Origin of the sequence: Sandaracinobacter sp., from assembly GCF_041909755.1 — a bacterium.
GTDB lineage: Bacteria > Pseudomonadota > Alphaproteobacteria > Sphingomonadales > Sphingomonadaceae > Sandaracinobacteroides.
Genome location: NZ_JAYRCW010000012.1, coordinates 15,908 through 36,019, shown reverse-complemented (window position 1 = coordinate 36,019; position 20,112 = coordinate 15,908). Strand labels below are relative to the sequence as shown.

The following is a 20,112-nucleotide window of genomic DNA, read 5'->3' as shown; positions in this document are numbered from 1 at the left end:
CACACCACGCGGGGGGGCGTGCAAACCCCGGCCCCGTACCAGGCCGCCCGCGGCGCCCGCGCGCCGACCCGATCCGACGACGGGCAGCTGCGGAAGGTGGAAAGCGAGATCCGCAAGCGCATCGCGCGCGATCCCGGGCTGAAATCGCTGATCGGCCAGATCCGCTTCACCCACACACCCGAAGGGCTGCGGATCGAACTGATCGACAGGGCCGACTATTCGATGTTCGTGAGCGGCGGCACCGAAATGGACCCGCGCGCCCGCAAGCTGCTGCTGCTGGTGGCGGAGAGCATCGACGGGCTGCCCAACCGCATCGCGATCCGCGGACATACGGACGCCCAGCCCTTCAGCAGCGGCCGCCGCAGCGCGGGCGCGAACAACTGGACACTTTCTGCCGGGCGCGCCGAAGCCACCCGTGCGGCGCTGGCGGCCAGCGGCGTTCGGGAAGACCGCTTTTCCCGGCTGGAAGGCGTGGCCGACACCGAACCCACCAACCCGGACAATGTGTTCGATCCACGAAACCGCCGCATGAGCATCACCCTGTTGCAGGGCTGACGCCAGCCCCATATCGGGGAACGCAATGGCCCGCCCTCCTGCCCCCGCCCTGCCCGGCAGCCCGGACCGCTTCGCCGAGGACGCGGCCACCTATGCGCTGACCGGAAGCCGCCCCGATCTGGACATGGGCGTGGCTGCGATCCGCAACACGCTGAAAACACTGGGGCCGGAACCCGGCGTCTATCGCATGCTGGATGAGCGGGAACAGGTGCTCTATGTCGGCAAGGCGCGCTCGCTGAAGAACCGCGTTGTCAACTACACGCAGGTCGTTCGCCTGCCGCGCCGGTTGCAGCGCATGGTTTCACAGACGCGGCGGATGGAAATCGTCGTCACCCGGTCGGAAGCGGAAGCGCTGCTGCTGGAAGCCCAGCTGATCAAGCGGTTCCGGCCGGCCTATAATGTCCTGCTGCGCGACGACAAGAGCTTCCCCTTCATCGCGCTGGATGAAAGCCATGATTTTCCAAGGCTTTCCAAGCATCGCGGGGCACGCCGGCCGGATACGCAATATTTCGGCCCCTTTGCGTCCGCAGGCGCCGTCAACACCACGCTGAACGCGCTCCAGAAGGTGTTCCTGCTGCGCTCCTGCTCTGACAGTTACATGGCCAACCGCACGCGGCCCTGCCTGTTGTTCCAGATCCGCCGCTGTTCCGCCCCTTGCGTGGATCGGATCGACGAGGCTGGCTATGCCGAACTGGTGGACGACGCGCGGCAGTTCCTGACCGGGCGCAGCCAGCAGGTGCAGCGGAAGCTGGGCGAACGCATGGCGGCAGCAGCCGGCCAGCAGGATTACGAACTCGCCGCCGTGCTGAGGGACAGGCTGAAGGCGCTGACCAGCATCCAGGGCAGCCAGGCGATCAACGCGGAAACCGAGGCCATCGATGCCGACGTGATCGCCATCCACCAGAAGGATGGCATTGCCTGCGTGCAGATTTTCTTCATTCGCGGCGGGCAGAACTGGGGGCATCGCGCTGTATTTCCAAGCCATGTCGGCGGAATACCTGAGCCGGAAATCCTGACCGCCTTTCTGGGCCAATTCTATTCGGACCTGCAGGCGGCGCCGCTTCTGCTGCTGGACAGGGAGGTGCCTGAGGCCGATCTGCTGTCCGAAGCGCTGGCCACGCGCGCCGGGCACAAGGTCGAGTTGCGGATGCCCCGACGCGGGCATCTGAAGCGATTGGTGGAGCAGGCCGAGCGCAATGCTGCGGACGCCGTGCAGCGAAGGCTTGCGGAATCGACCACCCAGCGCCGCAACCTGGACGCGCTGGCGGAGTTCCTGGCGCTTCCGGCCCCGCCCGAACGGATCGAGATCTACGACAACAGCCACATCCAGGGCACGAATGCGCTGGGCGCGATGGTCGTCGCCACGCCGGACGGGCTGGCGAAGAGCCAGTATCGCAAGTTCAACATGAAGCAGGCGGATCTGACTCCCGGCGACGACTTCGCCATGATGAAGGCGATGCTGACGCGGCGCTTCGCACGGCTGCAATCTGAATCCCCCGACGGCGGAGAGGATTGGCCGGACCTGCTGCTGATCGACGGCGGCAAGGGGCAGGTTTCGGCCGCCGTCGGCGCGCTGAAGGCGCTGGAGGTGGACGATGTCGCCATTGTGGGCGTCGCCAAGGGCCCGGACAGGAACGCCGGGCGGGAAATCTTCCACCTGCCCGACGGGCGGGAACTGACATTGCCCCCGAACGATCCGCTGCTGTTCTTCCTTCAGCGGCTGCGGGATGAAGCCCACCGGTTCGCGATCGGCGCGCATCGCAGCAAGCGCAGCAAGGCGCTGACGGTTTCCACGCTGGATGATGTGCCGGGCATCGGGCCGGCCCGGAAAAAGGCGCTGCTCATGCATTTCGGAACGGCAAGAGCGGTGAAGAGCGCGGCGCTGGAAGACCTGCTGAAGACGCCCGGAATCAACCGGGCAATCGCAGAGTCAATTTACGAGCATTATCACCCAAAACCTTGATTTTTAATATTGGTTAACGCCGTTAACTATCTTCATTTCTGATATGAAGATGGCAGGGCGATCTGCATGGCCTGCACGAGCACGGCTTCATCCTGCGCCCGCACGCGGGGATAGCTGCCCGGCGCTTCATAAAAGGCGGCAACCACCAGCGGCGCGCCGTTCGGCGGCCAGAAGATGGCGACGTCATTGATCCGGTCCGGCATGCCCTTCGCGCCGCCGGTGCCGGTCTTGTCCCCTGCCCGCCAGCCCGGCGGAGTTGCTGCGCGCAGCCGCCGCATGCCCGTGCGTGTTTCCTCCATCCAGCCCGCCAGCAGCGCCCGGCTCGCAGGTTTCAGGACGGGGCCATGTACAAGCGCAGCCGCAGACATTGCCATCGCGCGCGGCGTGGTCGTGTCGCGCGGGTCTGCGCCCAATACCAGATTCATGTGCGGCTCGATCCGGTCCAGGCGGGTTGTCTTGTCCCCCATCGCCCGCAGGCGCCCGGTGAAGCCGGCAGGGCCGCCCAGCTGCTTCACCAGCAGGTTTGCGGCGACATTGTCGCTCGTCACCTGCGCGGCCCGGGCAAGTTCGCCGATGGAGAGGCTTTTCCCAACCATTGGCGCCGTCACCGGCGCATGCGGCACCAGATCCGCCTTCCGGATCGGAACCTGCGTGTCCAGCCGCAGCTCGCCCCGGTCGGCTGCCTTCAGGATCGCCCCCGCCAGCAACAGCTTGAAGGTGGAACACATGCCGAACCGCTCATCCAGCCGGTGGCCCGTTACCTTGCCGCTGCCGGTATCCAGCAGCGCGAAGCCCAGCCGGCCGCCCATGGTGGATTCCAGCCCCTTCAGGTCTGCGGGCGCCATCCCACCCAGCATCAGGCCGCCCGAAGCCGCCATCACCCCGCGCCGGGTCAGTCCGATTTCCATTTCCGTCCCTCCCAAATCCCGCTATTTCCGCGCGCCGGGCCGGGGCTCAAAGTCCACCGGCTTCTGCGAGGGTCTGCCCATGATCGATCTCTACACGGCCGCCACGCCCAACGGCTACAAAGTCTCCGTCGCGCTGGAGGAAATGAAGCTTCCCTACCGCGTCCACGCCGTGAACCTGATGTCGGGCGAACAAAAGACGCCGGAGTTCCTGGCGATAAACCCCAATGGACGGATTCCAGCCATTGTCGACGATGGCTTTGCCGTGTTCGAATCGGGCGCGATCCTGATCTATCTTGCGGAAAAAACAGGCCTTCTGATGCCCTCTGATGTGCAGGGCCGCAGCCGGGTGATTCAGTGGCTGATGTTCCAGATGGGCGGCATCGGCCCGATGATGGGCCAAGCCAATGTGTTCTATCGCTATTTCCCGGAACGCATCCAGCCCGCCATCGATCGTTATCATGGCGAGGTGAAGCGCCTGTTCGGCGTGCTGGACAGGCATCTGGCAGACAATGAGTGGCTCGCCGGCGATTACAGCATCGCCGACATCGCCAACTGGTGCTGGACGCGCACGGCCCGCTGGTCCGGCGTCGATCCGGAACCATTCGAGAATATGGCCCGCTGGCACCGCGCCATTGCCGAGCGGCCGGCCGCCGTGCGCGGCATCGCCGTTCCCCAAAGCGCGGAGCTGCCGGCGAAGGACGAGGAGGCGGCGAAGAAGTTCGCAGACAACGCCCGCACCATCGTGGAGATGGGAAAACCCTGAACCCCATCCCGGATCTGTCATGAACATCGGCCAGAACGGGGCCATGTCGATTGTCACCCGGTTCCGCGCGGCGCTGTTCCTTGGCACAATGGCCGCCATGGCATCCCCGATTTCCGCTACGCCGCCGCTCGTCATCGCCCATCGCGGCGCATCCGCCGACCGGCCGGAACATACGCTGGCGGCCTATAGCCTGGCCATCGAGCAAGGCGCGGATGTAATCGAGCCGGATCTCGTGGCTACCAAGGACGGCCACCTCGTCGCCCGGCACGAGAATGAGATTTCCGGCACCACAGACGTGGCGGATCGCCCGGAATTTGCCGCCCGCCGCACCAGAAAGACGATCGACGGCCAGGCGTTCGAAGGCTGGTTCACCGAGGATTTCACCCTTGCCGAGCTGAAAACCCTTCGCGCGAAAGAGCGGCTGCCCCAGCTTCGCGCCGCCAACATGGCGTTTGATGGCCAGCAAACCATTCCAACGCTTCAGGAAATCCTGGAACTGGTGAAGGCGGCGGAGGCGCGCACCGGCCGCCGCATCGGCCTCTATCCCGAAACCAAGCACCCCAGCCATTTCCGTGGCATTGGCCTGCCGCTGGAGGAACCGCTGCTGGCCGCGCTTGCCCGGGCCGGCTATCGCGAGGCGACGGACCCTGTGTTCATCCAGAGCTTCGAGGTGGGCAACCTGCAGGCCATCCGCCCCCGCACCCGGCTGCGGCTGATCCAGCTGATGGCGGCCGAAGGCGGCCCACCTGACCTGCCCGGCCAAAGCTATGCCGACATGCTGAAACCGGCGGGGCTGAAGGCGATTGCCCGCTATGCCGATGGCATCGGTGTTGAAAAATCGCTGGTCATTCCGCGGGATGCAGACGGCAATCTCGCCCGCCAGACGGATCTTGTGGCCGAGGCCCATGCGGCCGGGCTTGCTGTCCATGTCTGGACCTTCCGGCCGGAGAATCATTTCCTGCCGGCCGCCGCCCGTTCGGGCGAGGATCCGCGTGCGCGCGGCGATGCCGTGGGCGAAATCCGCGCCTTCCTGGCCGCGGGAATCGACGGCCTGTTCAGCGATTCCGTTCCCGATGCCGTGAAAGCCCGCGCCACGCTTCCCACGGGCGAACCTCTGCCCTGAGACCGCGCCAGTGCCGGCAGGCCCGGCCCAGCGCCAGATCGCCCTTCCCCCGCGCCACTTGCAACAGCCGCGCCCGTGCGTCGGCAAAGCCCGGCTCCGCATCCGCCTCCGGCGCAGGCGCCCAGCCTTCCAGAACGGCGATATCGTTCAGGGTTCCCAGATCTTCCTGAAGCTTTTTCAGCGCGTTCAGAAATGGCTTTTGCCGAAACTCAACCGGTGAAATATCAATAGAATATCGTATTTTCTTCAAAAGTTTTCGGAACTCGTGCCGATCGGCATCGCTCAGCGTCGACAGCCTGTCACCCAGCCGTGCGGCGCGTTTCCACAGGCGCGTCAGCACGCGGGCGGACAGCGCGCCGGCGGGCCGATCCGCCCGCCGCTCCCCCGGCCGCCAGCCACCAACGGCGGCCAGCTCGATCAGCCGGATCGCAAAGCCGGTCGCGCCCGCCGCCAGCAGCGCAGAGCGGGTTTCAGCACGGACAGCCGTGTTTGCCTGCCGCAGCGATAGCGACAGCGCATCGTCGGCCACGGCCTGCATTTCGGCGGTCAGCACGTCGCTGTCCCGCAGCGGGGCGATCAACCGCCCCAGATCGCGGGCCGTGGCCGCCAGCTCTTCGGACACCGGCCCGGCCAGCAAGGGGCGGTGAAGCCGTTCCGCTGCCCGTAGCCGCCGCAGCGCCACGCGCAACTGGTGCGGGCCCTCGGGATCGTCAAAGCGGTGCAGCATCGCCAGGTTCGCCGCCACGGCAGCGGCTGAAGCCGCAATCGCCGCGCGCCAGGCCTCCTCTCCGCTCATGCCGCTTTCGGGCGGCGTCGGGCGCCCGGCCGTCACGGAGGGTCGCCACGCTACGCCCTCAGCCAGCGCTTCGCCGCGTGCGGCCTTGTTCGGGATGGAAAGGTCAGCCGGCACATCCCCGATCAGCGACCGGGCGACCGCGAACAGCGCTTCGGGGGATCCGCCCAGCAGCTCGAACTCCACCTCTGAAACGGGATCCTGCCGCCCGCCCGCCCGGATCGCGCCCCGGTCCAGCGCCACTTCCACCAATCCATGCGCGTGCGGGATCTGCCAGAGGCGGCGCGAAACCCGCGTTTCGAACCGGGCGGCAAGGCCCTCCCCCGCGATCAGGCCGGTTAGCCGCTCCCGCAGCGCGGCATCGGAAACGGCCGCCAGATCGGGCGTCGCGCGACCCACGGGCGCATTCGCTTCGCGGACGGCGTGAAATCCCCCCAGCTGGCTGCGCCCGGCCTTCACCGTCTGCACCAGCCGCCGGCCCTCCCGGCGGATGCGGAACGCGATTCCGTCGGCCGAAAGTCGCCGGTCCGCCGTGTCGAAATAGATTGCCGCCAGCGCGATCCGGCGGCCTTCCTCGCCTGTCAGCCGCTTCAGGCGGCGCGCCACCTTCGCGCTGTCCGATGCCGTCAGGCCCGCCTTCAGTTCGATTTCCAGACCGGCCATGTCCGCCCCCAGACCGCCCCTGACCGTTCAGGCCGAAGGCGGCGCGCCGCCCGCCTGCCGCGCGATCAACAGGTTCATCCGCGCCGCCGCGATCAGCCGCCCCCGTTCCCGCTGCCAGGCCTCCACCCGAACATTGGCGACCCTGCGGCCCATCCGCATGAGGATCGCTTCGGCAAACACATCCTCCAGCGCGCCTTCGCGCAGATAATCGACCGTCACGTTCACCGGCTTCACCAGCGCGGGATCGCCCGCCAGCGCGTCCATCACGGCCATGTTGGCGGCAATCTCCATCAGCCCCGCGACAGAGCCGCCGTGCAATCGGCCCGGCGAACCGATCAGCCGGTCGGCATAGGGCATCCTCAGCACATTGCCCTCCCGCACCAGGCCGAGCATCGCGGCATAGGGCGGCAAGCTGGGCGGCGCGCTCATGGGTCGGCGCTCGTGAACATGAAGGTGCCCGCCACATGGGCGATCGGATGGCCGGGATCGCCATCATGGGCGATCCCGCGCACGAACGCCACGCGCCGGGTGATCTTGTAGCATTCCGCCCGGCCGATCACCGTCTTCCCCGGTTCGGCAGGCCGCAGATAATCGCAGCGCAGGTCCAGCGTCGCATGCGGCTCGAACTTCCCATGCTTCACGATCACCGAGAAGCCGGCCGCCGAATCCATCAGGGAAAAGACGGCGCCGGATGCGATCACGCCCGTTTCCGGATAGGCCACAAGCTGCGGCGCATAGGGCATTTCCAGTTCGGCCCAGTCCGGCCCCATCGCACGGAATCCGATGCCCAGCGCCTGCAGGTGCGGCACCGCCGACATGAAGCGGTCCACATAGCGCTTCAGCCGCGCCTCTGCCTCCAGATCGGGTTTGGGCGTCGCGTCCTCGATCATGCCGCCAACCTTCGGGCTGCTTCGCGCACGCGCGAAATCATGTTGGGCACCCCCTGTGTCCGGTTGGCGGAAAGGTGCCGCTTCAGGCCCAGGGCTTCAAGCTCCGCCTCGATCGGAACCGCCAGGATGGCGGCGGGCGCCTTGCCGTCCACCAGGCTGACGATGGCGGCGACGACGCCGCGCGTGATGTCGGCGTTGCTGTCGGCCTGGAAATGCAAGAGGCCACCTGTTTCCAGCGGATAGACCCAAACATCCGCCGAACAGCCGGGCACCTTCGTCGCCGCGGTCTTCAGCGCGGCGTCCATCGGCGGCAGGCGGCGGCCGAATTCGATCAGCGCGCGATACCTGTCGTCGGTATCCAGCGCGGCGTCCCATTCATCGACCAGATCCGAAAAAAGAAGGGGCATGGCAACCGGATAGAGCCGGCGGCCATGCCCTTCAAGCCTTCCAACCCGGAAAGCGGATTTCCATGCCTCAGATCAGCGGGCGGTCGCCCTCTCCGGCGGGCTTGCGCGGCGGCAGGCTGCGCAGCTTCTCGATCTCGTCCGACAGCTGCCGGCCCGGATCCGTCGCCAGCTTCTCCAGCGTCACGACCCGATCCTTCAGCGCGGTGATTTCCTTCCGCAGCTGGGGAACCTCATCCGTCTGCCCCATGCGCACATAGGGATTTTCAGGCGAATATTTCTCCCAGCGGCGCGTTTCCTTGTTCCAACGCCCGCCGCTCATCACCCGGCCCACCACCACGATGGCGACGATGATGACGACTGCTTCCCAGAACCCCATGTCTCAATCTCCCCCCGGCCCCCGGCCGGTCCTGTCTCAGTGGCGAAGGTCTTCGATTTCGCGGCTCAGCCGGCGGCCGTCGTCCGTCGCGATGCGCTCCAGCGTCTGCACCCGGTCTTTCAGGGCGCCCAGTTCGGCCTGGAGCTGGGCGTTTTCCGTGGTCAGCAGCTTCAGCCGCTCGATCGCCTCGTTGTTGTGCACCGGCTTCAGCGCCTGGCCCCAGCTGCCTTCCAGCGGATAGCCATGCTTCACGCGCAGCCAGGTGGTGAAAACCCAACCGACCATCGCGGCAATGCCGACGATCGCGAAGGCAGGAGAAGTCAGAAATTCCATGTCGTCGGCTCCTTACTGGTCGATCCGGGGGGGAGTGGCGGTGCGGGCGGCGGAAATGCCCAGCCCGTCGATCTCGTCCGCCAGCGCCTGGCGCTTGTCTGTCAGGATGCGTTCCAGCACGGCGACCCGCGCTTCCAGCTTGGCGACGCGGGCCTGCGCCACGTCCGCCGCCGCGCTGGTCATGTCGCTGGTGCTGCGCTCCATCAGGTCCAGCTTGCGGTTCTGCACCTGCCGCCAGTTCTTCATGATGATCGCCACGATCGGGATCATCAGCGCAATGACGGGAACGATGAAGGGTGTGTTGAACATCTGTTGTGCCCCTCTTTGGCGAATGGCTTACTGGTGCTTCAGGTCATCGATCTCGCGGGCCAGGCGGTTGTTCGGGCTGGTGTAGGCCAGCTCGATGTCGCGCAGGCGGCGGTCGATGTCGCGGAAGCTCGAACGCACTTCCCGGATCGAACGACCGGGGGCGGCGCGGGTCTTCTGCCAGAACTGGCGATCTTCCGGATCGGCTTCCTCCAGATAGAAGTTGCCGGGCTTCGCATCCGCGACCCAGCCGATCACGAGATAGGCGATCAGCGGGAAAGGGAAGCCGAACATGGTGGCAAGAACCGTTGCCACCCGAACCCACAGAACGTCGAAGCCGGTGTAGTCGGCAATGCCCGCGCAAACGCCCATGAACTTGCCGTTGCGCTTGTCCAGATAAAATCCAGTGCGGCGTGCCATTTCCCTATCCCTTCGTTTTCAGATTCTTGTTGTCGTTTGTTCAGATCATGTTGTCGCGGCGGCGAAGCTGCGGGTGGAACTCCACATTGCTCGCTTCGTTGCGCAGGTCGGTGATCCGCGTGGGCTCGCCCCGGTCCGCTGCGATGATCCGTTCGATCGTCAGCATGCGGTCGTCCAGGCGGCGGGCGATGTCGTGCAATTCGTCCAGAAGATTTTCGTCCTCCAGCGTGATCGACTTCGCCTGCTTCCACTTGGTCATGTAGTGCAGGAACAGCCAGGGCATCCCCACGAAGATCGAAAGAACGGCTGTCAGCGGAATGGCGGCTTCAAGGGCTTCCATCGTTCAGCTCCTCAGTGCTTTTGCTGCATGCGCGCCTTCAGCTCGGCGAGCTCGGCGGCGACGGCGTCGGTGGTGCGCAGCTCCAGGATTTCTTCCTCGAGGCTCTTCGGAACGGGCGCCAGATCATAGACCTCGGCGCGGCCCTCGGCCATGTCCACCCGGCGTTCCAGAACCTCGAAGCGGCTGAAGGCCTCTTCCACGCGGTTGCCGCGGGTCATGGCGCGGGCGCGGGCCCGGCTCTGGGCGCCTTCCAGGCGGGTCATCAGGGCGTTCTGCCGGCTGCGCGCCTCGCGCAGCTTGGCTTCCAGCTTGGCGATGTCGTCCTCGAAGGCGCGCAGGGTCTCATCCAGCACCTCCACTTCGCCCTTCAGCATGTTGGCGGTCTGGCCGACCTTCTGCTTTTCCATCAGCGCGGCGGCGGCGAGATCCTCGCGGTCCTTCGAAAGGGCCAGCTCGGCCTTTTCCGCCCAGTTCGACTGCGCCTGATCGAGCTTCAGGATGGTGCGGCGCATTTCCTTCTGGTCGGCAATGGTGCGCGCGGCAGAGGCGCGGACTTCGACCAGCGTCTCTTCCATCTCCATGATGACGAGGCGGATGGTCTTGGCCGGGTCCTCGGCCCGTTCCAGCAGGTCGCTCACATTGGCCTGGATGATGTCTCGTGCGCGGGAAAAGATACCCATTTTCAGCTCCTGAAAAGTGTCCCGGTTCCGGTTCGGGATGTATTCGGGGTGGAGTATAGCCGGTTTCGTGGGGGCGGTGACCACAAGAAACTGGCCCGGACGGGAAAGCGAGAGAGGGGATGAAGCCTCCCCGCCCGGGCCAGGTTCCGCCTGCTCAGGCTGCATCGGCAACCCCGGGACTGACGGCAGACGGGATGGTGGAAACCGCTTGGATCGGCAGGGCGATCGCGGGGCCGGCCGCCACCGTCAGCGAAAGGCCGCCCGCAATCAGGGCAACCAGGCCGAACAGCGGCAGACGGATGATTTCGGCGAAACGGGCACTCATGGCCAAACTCCTGTGTCAGATGCTTTTGGTTTTGCAGGTTCCGTGCCAACTTCATGTCTCGAAAAAAAGACATTTGTTTTCAACATATTGTCTGTTTTCTCGAAACGGGTGTCGGCCCAAGGATTCGTGCAAATTCCGAACTGTTGGAAATTTCCACCAATCGCGTTAGGGTCGCGCCATGCCAGACAAACCCACGCAGCTCATCGGCCAGTCCAGCGCATTCCTCGACGCCGTGGAGCGTGCCAGCGCCGCCGCCGCGCTCAGCCGCCCCGTGCTGGTTGTCGGCGAACGCGGCACCGGCAAGGAAATGATCGCGGAACGGCTGCATCGCCTCTCGCCCCGGTGGGACGAGCAGCTGATCAGCCTGAACTGCGCCGCCCTGCCCGAAACGCTGCTGGATGCGGAGCTGTTCGGCTATGAGGCCGGCGCCTTCACCGGCGCCGTCAAGGCGCGCGCCGGCCGGTTCGAGGAAGCCGATGGCGGCACCCTGTTCCTGGACGAGATCGGGATGCTGACGGCCGCCGGCCAGGAACGGCTGCTGCGGGTGGTGGAATATGGGGAGCTGACCCGGCTGGGCAGCACGCGCCCGGTGCAGGTCGATGTGCGCGTGGTGGCCGCCACCAACGAGGATCTGCCGAGGCTGGCCGAAACCGGAAAGTTCCGCGCCGACCTTCTGGACCGGCTGTCGTTCGAGGTTATCACCCTGCCCCCGCTGCGCGCGCGGATCGATGATGTCCGGCCGCTGGCGGATTTCTTCGGCCGCCGCATGGCCTCTGAACTGGGCTGGCGCGGCTTCCCCGGATTCAGCCCGCGCGTGCTGGACGAGCTGGAATCGCACGACTGGCCCGGCAATGTGCGGGAGCTGAAGAATGTGGTGGAGCGCGCCTGCTACCGCTGGGGCGAAGCGGACCGCCCGATCGGCACGCTGGACCTTGACCCGTTCGACAGCCCCTGGCGGCCAAAGGGCGCCTTTGCAAAGCCGGCGCAGACGATCACGCCGGAACCGGTGATGGGTGCGGCCGACGGCAGTGCCCCGCCGCCCGCCGATGCGCCCGAACCGGTCCCGTCCGATTTCCGCGGCGCCGTTTCCGCCTTCGAGCGCAAGATGCTGGAACAGGCGCTTGCCGCCTGCCGCCACAACCAGCGCCGGGCCGCCCAGCTGCTGGGCCTCAGCTATGATCAGCTGCGCCACGCCATGAAGCGCCACAAGCTGCTGTCGGCAGACGCCTAGGTTTCGGCGGCTTCCCCGCGCACCGGCTCTGGCGGGTGCAGCAGCAGCCGTTCCACGCGCCGCCCGTCGCTGGAGGCGATCTCGATCGTCCAGCCGTTGGCATGCACCAGCTTCTCGCCCACGTCGGGCACGCGACCCGCCATCAGGAACGACAGCCCACCCAGCGTGTCCACCTCGTCGCCCAGTTCATGGTCGATGAAGCTTTCGCCCACCGCCTTTTCCAGATCGTCCAGGTCCAGCCGGGCGTCCGCCTCGATGGTGCCGTCCGGGCGTTTCAGCAGCAGCTCGGCTTCCTCCTCGTCATGCTCGTCCTCGATCTCGCCGACGATCTCCTCGACGATGTCCTCGATGGTGACGAGCCCGTCGGTGCCGCCATATTCGTCGACCACCACGGCCATGTGCGTGCGCTTGCGGCGCATTTCCGTCAGCAGGTCCACCACCGGCATCGCGGCCGGCACGAACAGCACGGGCCTCAGCAGGTCTTCCATCGTCGGCAGTTCGCCGCCCGGCCGCCGCCCGAACCGGTCCGCGATCACGGCATACACGTCCTTCACGTGCAGCATGCCCAGCACCGTATCCAGACTGCCGTCGTACACCGGCAGGCGGCTGTGCCCGGCCTCCCGGAACTGGCGGACGATCGCCTTGAAATCGCAATCCTTCGAAAGCCCGACGATGTCGGATCGCGGAACCGCGATATCGCCCGCCTGCTGCTCGGTCAGGTGCAGCATGTTCCGCAACATGGTGCGCTCGTCCTGATCCAGGTCGTCCGGATCGGCGCTTTCCTCCAGATGCTCGTCGATCGCTTCCTCGATCGATTCCCGCAGCGAGGCAGAGGGTTTCAGGTGCAAAAGCTCGCGGACGGCGCTCCACAGGCCGCCCGCGCTTCTAGGGGAAGGGTCGCTCATAAGCTCTCATCCACGGCGGCCCAGCCGGAATCGGCATAGGGGTCCGCAAGTCCCAGCCCGTTGAGAATGCGTGTCTCCAGGGCCTCCATCGCCTCGGCAGAGGCGTCGTCCAGATGGTCATGCCCCAGCAGGTGCAGGGTGCCATGCACCACAAGATGCGTCACATGTGCCTCTGGCACCAGGCGCTTTTCCCCGGCCTCGCGCAGCACGGTTTCGAAGCCCAGCGCCAGGTCGCCCAGCAGCAGGTCGGTTTCGCCATCCGCCAGCCAGCGCGCCAGCGCGTCCGGCGTGTGCATGGGAAAGCTCAGCACGTTGGTCGGCTTGTCCTTGCCGCGATAGTCCAGGTTCAGGCGCTGCATTTCCGCGTCATCGGTCAGCCGCACCGACACTTCAACCAGCGCATCCGGCAGGGCGACAAGCCGCCCCTGCCCTGCCGCTTCCAGCGCGGCCCGGATCGCGGCCTCGGCCAGTTCCTCCCATTCGGCCGCGTCGCCCCAGTCGCCGCCGACGACATCGCAATCGACGTCAAGCATCGGGCCCCGCCTGCGCCGGGCCTTCATACCGGTCCACGATCTGCCCCACGATCCGGTGCCGGACCACGTCCTTCGAGGAGAAGCGCTGCACCGCAAGCCCCTGGATTCCCTCCAGCCGCTGCACCGCGTCCGCCAGCCCGCTCTTGCCCGAGTCCGGCAGGTCCACCTGATTCGGATCACCGCAGATCACCATCCGGCTGCCCTCGCCAAAGCGGGTGAGGAACATCTTCATCTGCATAGGCGTTGTGTTCTGCGCTTCGTCGAGGATCACGAAGGCGTGCGCCAGCGTGCGGCCGCGCATGAAGGCGATGGGCGCGATCTCGATCTCGCCGCTGGCGATCCGGCGCTCCACCTGTTCGGAGGGCAGCATGTCGTACAGGGCATCATACAGCGGGCGGAGATAGGGGTCGACCTTCTCCTTCATGTCGCCGGGCAGGAAGCCCAGCCGTTCCCCCGCCTCCACCGCCGGGCGGGAGAGGATCAGCCGGTCCACCGATCCGGCGACAAGCTGGCTCACGGCCTGCGCCACCGCCAGATAGGTCTTGCCTGTGCCGGCCGGCCCCAGCGCGAAGATCATGTCGTGCTTCGACAGTGCCTGGATATATTGCGCCTGCGCCGGATTGCGGGCCATGATGGTCTTGCGGCGGGTGCGGATCATCGCCGGCGGCCCGCCGCCGCCCATGTCCACGCCCTCGGTCGTGGCATCGGCCGTCATCGCGATGGCCGCCTCCACATCCGCGCCGTCCACGCCCATGCCCCGTTCCAGCCGGGCATAGAGATCCTGCAGCACGTCGCGTGCGCGGGCGATGCCCAGCGGCTCGCCCTCCACCGCCACGCGATTGCCCCGCGCGGCGATATAGACGCCCAGCCGGTTCTCGATCGTGATCAGATTCTGGTCGAACTGCCCGAACAGGCTGCCCAGCAGCGCCGGGCGTTCGAACTCCAGCTCCAGCCGCGCGCGGCCGGGGGTGTCGGGGCTCTGGGCCGGATCGGCCTGTCGCTTCGCCATCAGGCAGCCGTCTTCATGGTCAGCAAACGTCCCTCCAGGCTGTTCGGGCCGGCCGATACCAGCTCCGCTCTCACAAGATCCCCGACCGAAAGCGTCGGATCCGTCACCACGACCGATTGCAGCCAGGGCGACTTGCCGATCCACTGCCCCGGCTGCCGTCCGCGCCGCTCGATCAGGATGTCGCAGCTCTGCCCCACGCTCCGGCGGTTGAACGCCAGCGACTGTTCCTGCAGCAGCGCCTGAAGCCGGTGCAGCCGCTCGCTCTTCACATCCTCGTCGATCTGGTCGTCCCGCTCGGCGGCCGGGGTGCCCAGCCGGGGCGAATATTTGAAGCTGAAGGCCTGCGCATAGCCCACCTGCTCCACCAGGCTCAGCGTGTCGGCGAAATCCTCCTCCGTCTCTCCGGGGAAGCCCACGATGAAATCCGACGTGATGGCAAGATCAGGGCGCATCGCCCGGAACCGGTCGATCAGGCCGAAATAGAAGGCGCGGTCATGCTTGCGGTTCATCGCCGCCAGGACCCTGTCAGAGCCGGACTGAACCGGCAGGTGCAGATAGGGCATCAGCTGCGGAATATCGGCATGGGCGCGGATCATCGCCTCGGTCACATCGCGCGGATGGCTGGTTGTATAGCGGATGCGTTCCACACCCGGCAGCGCGGCAATCGCCTCGACCAGCTGCCCGAAACCCTTGTTGCCGTCTGCCCAGGCGTTCACATTCTGGCCCAGCAGGGTGATTTCCCGCGCGCCGCCATCCACCAGCTGGCGCGCCTCTTCCACGATGGCGTCCAGCCCACGCGATGCCTCGGCGCCACGCGTATAGGGCACCACGCAAAAGGCGCAGAATTTGTCGCAGCCCTCCTGCACCGTCAGGAAGGCCGAAGGGCCCCGCCGGCGCCGGGCCGGCAGCGTGTCGAATTTCGGCAGCGCCGGCATGTCCAGATCCACCAGCGCCTTTGCGCCCGCCGCCTGTTCGGCCAGCAGCCGCGGCAGCCGGTGATAGGCCTGCGGCCCAACCACCAGGTCCACGGCGCCCGCGCGACGGATGATTTCCGCCCCTTCCGCCTGGGCCACGCACCCCGTCACGGCAATCACCGGCTTGTGCCCGGCCTCGCGGGCGCGGGCCGAAATGCGGCCGATCTCGTGATACAGCTTTTCGGCCGCCTTTTCCCGGATGTGGCAGGTGTTCAGGATCAGCACGTCGGCCGCTTCGCCGGATTCGCCGCCGGATTCGGTCATGCCTTCGGCTTGCAGCGCCTCGCTCATGCGCTCGGCGTCGTAAACATTCATCTGGCATCCGAATGACTTGATGGCGAAACTTCGAGTCAATTATCAGTCCTCAATCCTGGCCCCGCATCAGCCTGCGATAGCCCGCAGATACCACGTCGTGACAATGCCGCGCGAGGGCCTTCCTGTTCGGAAAATCCTGCGGGTAAACGGCCTCGTGGCACAGGATGCGGGCCTCGATCCGCCCCAGCTTCATCAGCCCGAAGGCATGGGGGGCCAGCTCCATGTCCCCGATCCAGGCGATGTCCAGCAGCCGCTGCCGCGTCAGCGGCAAGCCGTTCAGATGGGTATAGGCGATGGTGACGGGCTGGATCGGCACGCCCCGCGTCGCCTCGCCCTCCACCACGGAAAACAGCGTCGTCTTGAAGGGCAGCACATGCACGCCGTCGTTGCTGGTGCCTTCCGGGAACAGGATCACATTGCCGCCCGCCTTCAGCCGCTCGACAATGCTGCCGGCCTGCTCGCCAGCGCGGTGCCGCCGCTCACGCTCGACATAGATGGTGTCCTGGATATCGGCCAGATGCCCCACGATCCCCATGCCGCCCACTTCGGACTTGGCGACGAACGAGCCCTTCAGATGCGCGCCGAGAACCGGAATATCCAGCCAGGACAGATGGTTGGCGACATAAAGCACCCCGCCGTCCCGCGGCGTGCCGATCAGCCGGGATCGCACGCCGAACGAGCGGCTGACCGCCTTGTGCCACAGCATCGGAATGGCCTTCGCATCGCGCGGCCGGACCAGCTTGTGGACATGCGCCGGGCCGATCAGCGTGCCGGTCGCGGCAAGCGTGCCGGCCACCGTTTTCACATGGCCCAGCTTCTGGAACGGCGGCGATGTCAGGCGCCCCTGCGGGGGGCTGCCTGGCCAGTCTGCGCGGGTCACTTCCGCCATCAGGGGGTCAGGCCTTGCCCTTCCCGCCCTTCAGAGGCGCGCCATAGAGTTCCATCCGGTGATCGACCAGGCGATAGCCCAGGCGCGCGGCGATTTCCGCCTGCAACTGCTCGAGCGCATCGTCGTGAAACTCGATCACGTCGCCGGTCTCGATGTCGATCAGATGGTCATGATGCTCGTCCGGCGTCGGCTCATAGCGGGAGCGGCCGTCACGGAAATCATGCCGCTCCAGAATGCCCGCCTCTTCGAACAGGCGGACGGTGCGATACACGGTGGCGATCGAAATGCCCTTGTCGATCGCGGCCGCGCGGCGGTGCAGTTCCTCGACATCGGGGTGGTCCCGCGCTTCCGAAAGCACGCGCGCGATCACGCGCCGCTGCTCGGTGATCCGCAGCCCCTTCGCGTGGCAAAGCGCTTCGATATCGATCGTCCCGGGCATCAATCCATCCAGCAAAGGGGGCGTCGCTGCTCCCCGGTCCAAGGAATAGGCGCTGAACGGCTGAAGGGCAAGGCGCGGGCCCGGCCATCAGAGGCCGGACCCGCCCGGTCATTACTTCTTGCGCGTACGGCTCTTGGTGGTGCCGAGGCCGATGGACTTTGCAAGCTGGCGACGGGCTTCGGCATAGTTGGGGGCGACCATCGGATAGTCGGCGGGCAGGCCCCACTTGGCGCGATAGTCATCGGGCGTCATGCCATAGGCGGTCATCAGGTGCCGCTTCAGCATCTTCAGCTTCTTCCCGTCTTCCAGGCAGACGATATAGTCGGGCTTGATCGACGAGCGGACGGGAACGGCCGGTTCCTGCTTCACTTCCGGCGCCGGCGTGGGCGAACCCAGGCCGGAAAGCGTGGCGAACACATTCTGGATCAGCGTCGGCAGGTCGTTCACGGCCACGCTGTTGTTGGCAACATGGCTCGAAACGATGTCGGCCGTCAGCGCCAACAGGTCGTTGTGCTCAATCATATCGGTCATCACTTTGTCCTTGGATCTCGTGTTCCAGGCTTACGCCACATCTGCGGCCACTGGGTGCAACTGGATGGGAATCCAAGCCAGATAAACATCTGCACCGCGGCTGCGACCTTATCCTTGTTTAAGCGGATAAGCATCCATTCGCAGCTTGAAGAATGGAGTTCAAGTCCGTTCAGATCAGCAGTTCATGATTCGTCGCATCTTTACTGAATTGGCATTGCCAGCGTTATTGCATCGATGCTGTTGCCAAGCACTGTGCGATAATATCCGGGCCGCCGGCCTTCGATGCGGAAGCCCACCGATCGATAAAGGGCGATCGCCGCCTCGTTGCCCTCGCGGACCTCAAGGAACAGGCGGCTGGCGCCCCGGCTCCGGGCTGATTCGGCCACCTGTTCCATCATCTGCCGGCCAATGCCGCGCCCGCGCCATCCGGGCGCCACCGCGCACAGCAGCAGCTCCACCTCGTCGAGCACCTGCCGGTTCAGCGCGAACACCACCAGCTCCTGCCCCATATGCCCCAGATCCAGCCAGCCATTTCCCGCCTGCAGCAGGTTCGCGATCTGCGATTCGGTCCAGGCTTCGCGGAACAGCGGGTCGAACGCACCGGACGCCAGCTCGGCGGCCGCACCGCTGCCGGTTGCACCGGCACGGCTCCACCGCAGATCGCCGGCGTCAGGCGGCTGGGGCTGGTTCGGCGGCGCGGACATACAAAAGCTCTGCCGCGCCCAGCGCCCCGGTTTCAAGCCCTTCGATTGCAGCCGCCCGCGGCGGGATGGGCGCGGCGGAATCAGGCAGCAGGGCGATGGCTGTGCCGGCCACATGGTCATAGCCCGGCAGCAGGGCAGCCGCCTGGGCAGCGCTGAGCGCAACAGGCGGCAGGATGCTGCGCCGGCCTGGGCCATCAAAGCCTTCTGCCCAGATCTGCCCGCGCGGGGCTTCCAGCAGCACCAGAAGCCGCCCATCCTTCGGCGCCGCTGCAGCCACCAGCTGCGTCGAGCGCACACCCAGAAGATCGGCGTCCCACGCAAGGGCGAGCGCCCGCGCGGCCGCCAGCCCTACGCGCAGCCCGGTGAAGCTGCCCGGCCCTGTTTCCACCACCACATGGTCACAGCGGCAGGCCGGGCCACCGAACGGGGCGAGCAGGTCCGCGATCGCCGGCACCAGCGCCTCGGCATGGCCCTTCAGCATGGCGACATGCGATTGCGCCAGCAGGCAGCCGCCTTCCAGCAAGGCAAGCGACAGGTCATGCCCGGTCGCGATGACCAGCGTGCGGCCGGTCAGGCGATCCGGCATGCGTCCTCGAACGACAGGCGCGGCAGGCGCGGAAACTGCTTCTGGCCGGTGCCGCGACCGATCGAGCAGATGAAATTGGTTTCCACAGCCGTTCCGGCCCAGAATTCGGCGTCCACCCGGGCCTTGTCGAAGCCCGACATCGGCCCGGTATCCAGCCCCAGCGCCCGCGCCGCCATGATCAGCCATCCGCCCTGAAGGCTGGAATTGCGGAGCGCCGTCTCGCGGATATGCGCATCCTTCCCCTCGAACCAGCTTCGGGCGTCGGCGTGGGGGAACAACTCAGGCAGCCGGTGGTGAAACGCCATGTCCATGCCGACGATCACCGTCAGCGGCGCCTGGCGGATCTTATCGGGGTTGTTGCCCGTCGCGCAGTCGGCAAGCTTTGCCCGCGCTTCGGCCGAGGTGCAGAAGACGAATCGCGCCGGGCTGGAATTGGCGGACGTCGGGCCGAACTTCAGCAGTTCATACAGCTGGCGAAGCTGCGTTTCCGGCAGCGGATCCGTTTCCCAGTCATAATGGGTGCGCGCTTCTGTGAAGAGTTGTTCCAGCGCGGATTCGGCAAGCGGTTGATGCATCAGACAGCCCTGACCTCGGTGACTTCGGGAACATAGTGGCGCAGCAGATTCTCGATCCCGCCCTTCAGCGTGGCGGTGGAGGACGGGCAGCCCGCGCAGGATCCGCGCATGTGCAGGAACACGATCCCCTTCTGGAAGCCGCGATAGACGATGTCGCCGCCGTCATTGGCGACCGCGGGGCGCACGCGCGTATCGAGAAGGTCGCGGATCTGGGCGACGATCTCGGCATCCTCCGGATCGTCGAACGTCTCGGCTTCCACCGCCTCGCCTTCCAGCAGCGGCGCGCCGCTGGCGAAATGATCCACCAGCACGCCCAGCACATCCAGCTTCAGCATTTCCCAGTCGGAGCTGCCCGGCGCCTTGGTGACGCTGACGAAATCCGGGCCGAAGAACACCCGCTCCACATCGCCGAGCGCGAACAGGTTGCGGGCGAGAGGCGACCGCTGGGCGTCCTCGTGCGAGGCGAAATCCACGCCCTCGCCGGGCGCGACTTCGCGGCCGGGCAGGAACTTCAGCGTGGCGGGGTTGGGGGTGCGTTCGGTCTCGATCAGCATGGGATGCTCCTTGGCTGCACGG

At 66.3% G+C, this 20,112-nt stretch carries 28 protein-coding genes; 5 read left to right on the top strand and 23 right to left on the bottom strand.

Annotated elements, in window-relative coordinates; genetic code table 11:
* Both ACE3O8_RS03380 and uvrC read left to right on the top strand, forming a co-directional pair.
* Positions 1 to 555, top strand: a 555-nt coding sequence (locus ACE3O8_RS03380; protein WP_374386772.1) for an OmpA family protein, incomplete at its 5' end; no start/stop codon positions are given.
* 25 nt (positions 556 to 580) lie between these two features.
* A complete protein-coding gene (uvrC, locus tag ACE3O8_RS03375) occupies positions 581 to 2,518 on the top strand; it encodes an excinuclease ABC subunit UvrC (protein WP_374386770.1) in 1,938 nt (645 codons plus the stop codon).
* A 32-nt stretch (positions 2,519 to 2,550) separates the two neighbouring features.
* On the opposite strand, the gene bla is transcribed toward uvrC, so the two are convergent.
* Positions 2,551 to 3,426 (bottom strand): class A beta-lactamase, encoded by an 876-nt coding sequence (gene bla / locus ACE3O8_RS03370; protein WP_374386767.1) that lies wholly within the window; start codon positions 3,424 to 3,426, stop codon positions 2,551 to 2,553.
* A 79-nt stretch (positions 3,427 to 3,505) separates the two neighbouring features.
* Between bla and ACE3O8_RS03365 the strand changes: the two genes are divergently transcribed.
* Both ACE3O8_RS03365 and ACE3O8_RS03360 read left to right on the top strand, forming a co-directional pair.
* On the top strand, positions 3,506 to 4,189 hold the full coding sequence (locus tag ACE3O8_RS03365) for a glutathione S-transferase family protein (RefSeq protein ID WP_374386765.1): 684 nt from the start codon (positions 3,506 to 3,508) through the stop codon (positions 4,187 to 4,189).
* 88 nt (positions 4,190 to 4,277) lie between these two features.
* Positions 4,278 to 5,312 (top strand): glycerophosphodiester phosphodiesterase, encoded by a 1,035-nt coding sequence (locus ACE3O8_RS03360; protein ID WP_374386786.1) that lies wholly within the window; start codon positions 4,278 to 4,280, stop codon positions 5,310 to 5,312.
* Here the strand turns inward: ACE3O8_RS03360 and ACE3O8_RS03355 are convergent.
* From ACE3O8_RS03355 to ACE3O8_RS03305, 11 genes are all read right to left on the bottom strand, one after another.
* On the bottom strand, positions 5,245 to 6,768 hold the full coding sequence (locus ACE3O8_RS03355) for a CHAD domain-containing protein (RefSeq protein ID WP_374386763.1): 1,524 nt from the start codon (positions 6,766 to 6,768) through the stop codon (positions 5,245 to 5,247). The two genes, ACE3O8_RS03360 and ACE3O8_RS03355, sit on opposite strands and share 68 nt — an antisense overlap.
* 27 nt (positions 6,769 to 6,795) lie before the next feature.
* Positions 6,796 to 7,197 (bottom strand): PaaI family thioesterase, encoded by a 402-nt coding sequence (locus ACE3O8_RS03350; RefSeq protein WP_374386761.1) that lies wholly within the window; start codon positions 7,195 to 7,197, stop codon positions 6,796 to 6,798.
* Complete coding sequence (locus ACE3O8_RS03345) at positions 7,194 to 7,586, bottom strand: PaaI family thioesterase (RefSeq protein ID WP_374386784.1); 393 nt, start codon at positions 7,584 to 7,586, stop codon at positions 7,194 to 7,196. The genes ACE3O8_RS03350 and ACE3O8_RS03345 overlap by 4 nt, the downstream gene beginning before the upstream one ends.
* Positions 7,587 to 7,654: 68 nt before the next feature.
* Positions 7,655 to 8,065, bottom strand: a complete 411-nt coding sequence (locus tag ACE3O8_RS03340; RefSeq protein ID WP_374386759.1) for a SufE family protein — start codon at positions 8,063 to 8,065, stop codon at positions 7,655 to 7,657.
* 67 nt (positions 8,066 to 8,132) lie between these two features.
* Positions 8,133 to 8,441 carry a hypothetical protein gene (locus ACE3O8_RS03335; protein WP_374386757.1) on the bottom strand — a complete coding sequence of 103 codons (309 nt, stop codon included), beginning with the start codon at positions 8,439 to 8,441 and terminating at the stop codon, positions 8,133 to 8,135.
* A gap of 36 nt (positions 8,442 to 8,477) precedes the next feature.
* Positions 8,478 to 8,774: a hypothetical protein gene (locus ACE3O8_RS03330; protein WP_374386755.1), complete on the bottom strand. Its 297-nt coding sequence runs from the start codon at positions 8,772 to 8,774 to the stop codon at positions 8,478 to 8,480.
* 12 nt (positions 8,775 to 8,786) lie between these two features.
* Entirely contained in the window at positions 8,787 to 9,083 is a 297-nt protein-coding gene (locus ACE3O8_RS03325) for a hypothetical protein (RefSeq protein WP_374386753.1), read from the bottom strand.
* Between the two features lie 27 nt (positions 9,084 to 9,110).
* Positions 9,111 to 9,500 carry an envelope stress response membrane protein PspC gene (gene pspC / locus ACE3O8_RS03320; protein ID WP_374386751.1) on the bottom strand — a complete coding sequence of 130 codons (390 nt, stop codon included), beginning with the start codon at positions 9,498 to 9,500 and terminating at the stop codon, positions 9,111 to 9,113.
* A 40-nt stretch (positions 9,501 to 9,540) separates the two neighbouring features.
* On the bottom strand, positions 9,541 to 9,840 hold the full coding sequence (gene pspB / locus ACE3O8_RS03315; protein ID WP_374386749.1) for an envelope stress response membrane protein PspB: 300 nt from the start codon (positions 9,838 to 9,840) through the stop codon (positions 9,541 to 9,543).
* 11 nt (positions 9,841 to 9,851) lie between these two features.
* On the bottom strand, positions 9,852 to 10,520 hold the full coding sequence (gene pspA / locus ACE3O8_RS03310) for a phage shock protein PspA (protein WP_374386746.1): 669 nt from the start codon (positions 10,518 to 10,520) through the stop codon (positions 9,852 to 9,854).
* A 154-nt stretch (positions 10,521 to 10,674) separates the two neighbouring features.
* The gene (locus ACE3O8_RS03305) at positions 10,675 to 10,845 is read right to left on the bottom strand and encodes a hypothetical protein (RefSeq protein WP_374386744.1); all 171 of its coding nucleotides are present in this window, start codon (positions 10,843 to 10,845) and stop codon (positions 10,675 to 10,677) included.
* Between the two features lie 178 nt (positions 10,846 to 11,023).
* On the opposite strand from ACE3O8_RS03305, the gene pspF reads away from it, so the two are divergent.
* A complete protein-coding gene (pspF, locus tag ACE3O8_RS03300; protein WP_374386742.1) occupies positions 11,024 to 12,076 on the top strand; it encodes a phage shock protein operon transcriptional activator in 1,053 nt (350 codons plus the stop codon).
* On the opposite strand, the gene ACE3O8_RS03295 is transcribed toward pspF, so the two are convergent.
* From ACE3O8_RS03295 to ACE3O8_RS03245, 11 genes are all read right to left on the bottom strand, one after another.
* A complete protein-coding gene (locus ACE3O8_RS03295; protein ID WP_374386739.1) occupies positions 12,073 to 12,981 on the bottom strand; it encodes a hemolysin family protein in 909 nt (302 codons plus the stop codon). The two genes, pspF and ACE3O8_RS03295, sit on opposite strands and share 4 nt — an antisense overlap.
* Positions 12,978 to 13,514: an rRNA maturation RNase YbeY gene (gene ybeY / locus ACE3O8_RS03290; protein ID WP_374386737.1), complete on the bottom strand. Its 537-nt coding sequence runs from the start codon at positions 13,512 to 13,514 to the stop codon at positions 12,978 to 12,980. The genes ACE3O8_RS03295 and ybeY overlap by 4 nt, the downstream gene beginning before the upstream one ends.
* On the bottom strand, positions 13,507 to 14,523 hold the full coding sequence (locus ACE3O8_RS03285; RefSeq protein WP_374386735.1) for a PhoH family protein: 1,017 nt from the start codon (positions 14,521 to 14,523) through the stop codon (positions 13,507 to 13,509). Before ACE3O8_RS03285 ends, ybeY begins: the two co-directional genes overlap by 8 nt.
* The gene (miaB, locus tag ACE3O8_RS03280; RefSeq protein WP_374386733.1) at positions 14,523 to 15,851 is read right to left on the bottom strand and encodes a tRNA (N6-isopentenyl adenosine(37)-C2)-methylthiotransferase MiaB; all 1,329 of its coding nucleotides are present in this window, start codon (positions 15,849 to 15,851) and stop codon (positions 14,523 to 14,525) included. The genes ACE3O8_RS03285 and miaB overlap by 1 nt, the downstream gene beginning before the upstream one ends.
* Positions 15,852 to 15,861: 10 nt before the next feature.
* Positions 15,862 to 16,701 carry a lysophospholipid acyltransferase family protein gene (locus ACE3O8_RS03275; RefSeq protein WP_374386731.1) on the bottom strand — a complete coding sequence of 280 codons (840 nt, stop codon included), beginning with the start codon at positions 16,699 to 16,701 and terminating at the stop codon, positions 15,862 to 15,864.
* A gap of 7 nt (positions 16,702 to 16,708) precedes the next feature.
* On the bottom strand, positions 16,709 to 17,140 hold the full coding sequence (locus tag ACE3O8_RS03270) for a Fur family transcriptional regulator (RefSeq protein ID WP_374386729.1): 432 nt from the start codon (positions 17,138 to 17,140) through the stop codon (positions 16,709 to 16,711).
* A 111-nt stretch (positions 17,141 to 17,251) separates the two neighbouring features.
* On the bottom strand, positions 17,252 to 17,671 hold the full coding sequence (locus ACE3O8_RS03265) for a MucR family transcriptional regulator (RefSeq protein ID WP_374386727.1): 420 nt from the start codon (positions 17,669 to 17,671) through the stop codon (positions 17,252 to 17,254).
* Positions 17,672 to 17,871: 200 nt separating this feature from the next.
* Positions 17,872 to 18,375: a ribosomal protein S18-alanine N-acetyltransferase gene (rimI, locus tag ACE3O8_RS03260; RefSeq protein ID WP_374386724.1), complete on the bottom strand. Its 504-nt coding sequence runs from the start codon at positions 18,373 to 18,375 to the stop codon at positions 17,872 to 17,874.
* Complete coding sequence (tsaB, locus tag ACE3O8_RS03255) at positions 18,341 to 18,961, bottom strand: tRNA (adenosine(37)-N6)-threonylcarbamoyltransferase complex dimerization subunit type 1 TsaB (RefSeq protein ID WP_374386722.1); 621 nt, start codon at positions 18,959 to 18,961, stop codon at positions 18,341 to 18,343. The genes rimI and tsaB overlap by 35 nt, the downstream gene beginning before the upstream one ends.
* Entirely contained in the window at positions 18,946 to 19,536 is a 591-nt protein-coding gene (locus tag ACE3O8_RS03250) for a malonic semialdehyde reductase (RefSeq protein ID WP_374386720.1), read from the bottom strand. The genes tsaB and ACE3O8_RS03250 overlap by 16 nt, the downstream gene beginning before the upstream one ends.
* Complete coding sequence (locus ACE3O8_RS03245) at positions 19,536 to 20,090, bottom strand: NifU family protein (protein WP_374386718.1); 555 nt, start codon at positions 20,088 to 20,090, stop codon at positions 19,536 to 19,538. The genes ACE3O8_RS03250 and ACE3O8_RS03245 overlap by 1 nt, the downstream gene beginning before the upstream one ends.
* Positions 20,091 to 20,112 lie beyond the last annotated feature (22 nt).

Coding starts and splice junctions, on each gene's coding strand:
- pspB (WP_374386749.1), bottom strand. CDS start 9,840: ATGGAAGCCCTTGAAGCCGCCATTCCGCTGACAGCCGTTCTTTCGATC.
- rimI (WP_374386724.1), bottom strand. CDS start 18,375: ATGTCCGCGCCGCCGAACCAGCCCCAGCCGCCTGACGCCGGCGATCTG.
- ACE3O8_RS03285 (WP_374386735.1), bottom strand. CDS start 14,523: ATGGCGAAGCGACAGGCCGATCCGGCCCAGAGCCCCGACACCCCCGGC.
- pspC (WP_374386751.1), bottom strand. CDS start 9,500: ATGGCACGCCGCACTGGATTTTATCTGGACAAGCGCAACGGCAAGTTC.
- ACE3O8_RS03245 (WP_374386718.1), bottom strand. CDS start 20,090: ATGCTGATCGAGACCGAACGCACCCCCAACCCCGCCACGCTGAAGTTC.
- ACE3O8_RS03340 (WP_374386759.1), bottom strand. CDS start 8,065: ATGCCCCTTCTTTTTTCGGATCTGGTCGATGAATGGGACGCCGCGCTG.
- pspA (WP_374386746.1), bottom strand. CDS start 10,520: ATGGGTATCTTTTCCCGCGCACGAGACATCATCCAGGCCAATGTGAGC.
- ACE3O8_RS03275 (WP_374386731.1), bottom strand. CDS start 16,701: ATGGCGGAAGTGACCCGCGCAGACTGGCCAGGCAGCCCCCCGCAGGGG.
- tsaB (WP_374386722.1), bottom strand. CDS start 18,961: ATGCCGGATCGCCTGACCGGCCGCACGCTGGTCATCGCGACCGGGCAT.
- ACE3O8_RS03265 (WP_374386727.1), bottom strand. CDS start 17,671: ATGACCGATATGATTGAGCACAACGACCTGTTGGCGCTGACGGCCGAC.
- ACE3O8_RS03270 (WP_374386729.1), bottom strand. CDS start 17,140: ATGCCCGGGACGATCGATATCGAAGCGCTTTGCCACGCGAAGGGGCTG.
- ACE3O8_RS03305 (WP_374386744.1), bottom strand. CDS start 10,845: ATGAGTGCCCGTTTCGCCGAAATCATCCGTCTGCCGCTGTTCGGCCTG.
- ACE3O8_RS03295 (WP_374386739.1), bottom strand. CDS start 12,981: ATGAGCGACCCTTCCCCTAGAAGCGCGGGCGGCCTGTGGAGCGCCGTC.
- pspF (WP_374386742.1), top strand. CDS start 11,024: ATGCCAGACAAACCCACGCAGCTCATCGGCCAGTCCAGCGCATTCCTC.
- ACE3O8_RS03355 (WP_374386763.1), bottom strand. CDS start 6,768: ATGGCCGGTCTGGAAATCGAACTGAAGGCGGGCCTGACGGCATCGGAC.
- ACE3O8_RS03345 (WP_374386784.1), bottom strand. CDS start 7,586: ATGTCGGCGGTGCCGCACCTGCAGGCGCTGGGCATCGGATTCCGTGCG.
- ACE3O8_RS03360 (WP_374386786.1), top strand. CDS start 4,278: ATGGCCGCCATGGCATCCCCGATTTCCGCTACGCCGCCGCTCGTCATC.
- ACE3O8_RS03250 (WP_374386720.1), bottom strand. CDS start 19,536: ATGCATCAACCGCTTGCCGAATCCGCGCTGGAACAACTCTTCACAGAA.
- ACE3O8_RS03335 (WP_374386757.1), bottom strand. CDS start 8,441: ATGGGGTTCTGGGAAGCAGTCGTCATCATCGTCGCCATCGTGGTGGTG.
- uvrC (WP_374386770.1), top strand. CDS start 581: ATGGCCCGCCCTCCTGCCCCCGCCCTGCCCGGCAGCCCGGACCGCTTC.
- ACE3O8_RS03330 (WP_374386755.1), bottom strand. CDS start 8,774: ATGGAATTTCTGACTTCTCCTGCCTTCGCGATCGTCGGCATTGCCGCG.
- bla (WP_374386767.1), bottom strand. CDS start 3,426: ATGGAAATCGGACTGACCCGGCGCGGGGTGATGGCGGCTTCGGGCGGC.
- ACE3O8_RS03365 (WP_374386765.1), top strand. CDS start 3,506: ATGATCGATCTCTACACGGCCGCCACGCCCAACGGCTACAAAGTCTCC.
- ACE3O8_RS03325 (WP_374386753.1), bottom strand. CDS start 9,083: ATGTTCAACACACCCTTCATCGTTCCCGTCATTGCGCTGATGATCCCG.
- ACE3O8_RS03350 (WP_374386761.1), bottom strand. CDS start 7,197: ATGAGCGCGCCGCCCAGCTTGCCGCCCTATGCCGCGATGCTCGGCCTG.
- ybeY (WP_374386737.1), bottom strand. CDS start 13,514: ATGCTTGACGTCGATTGCGATGTCGTCGGCGGCGACTGGGGCGACGCG.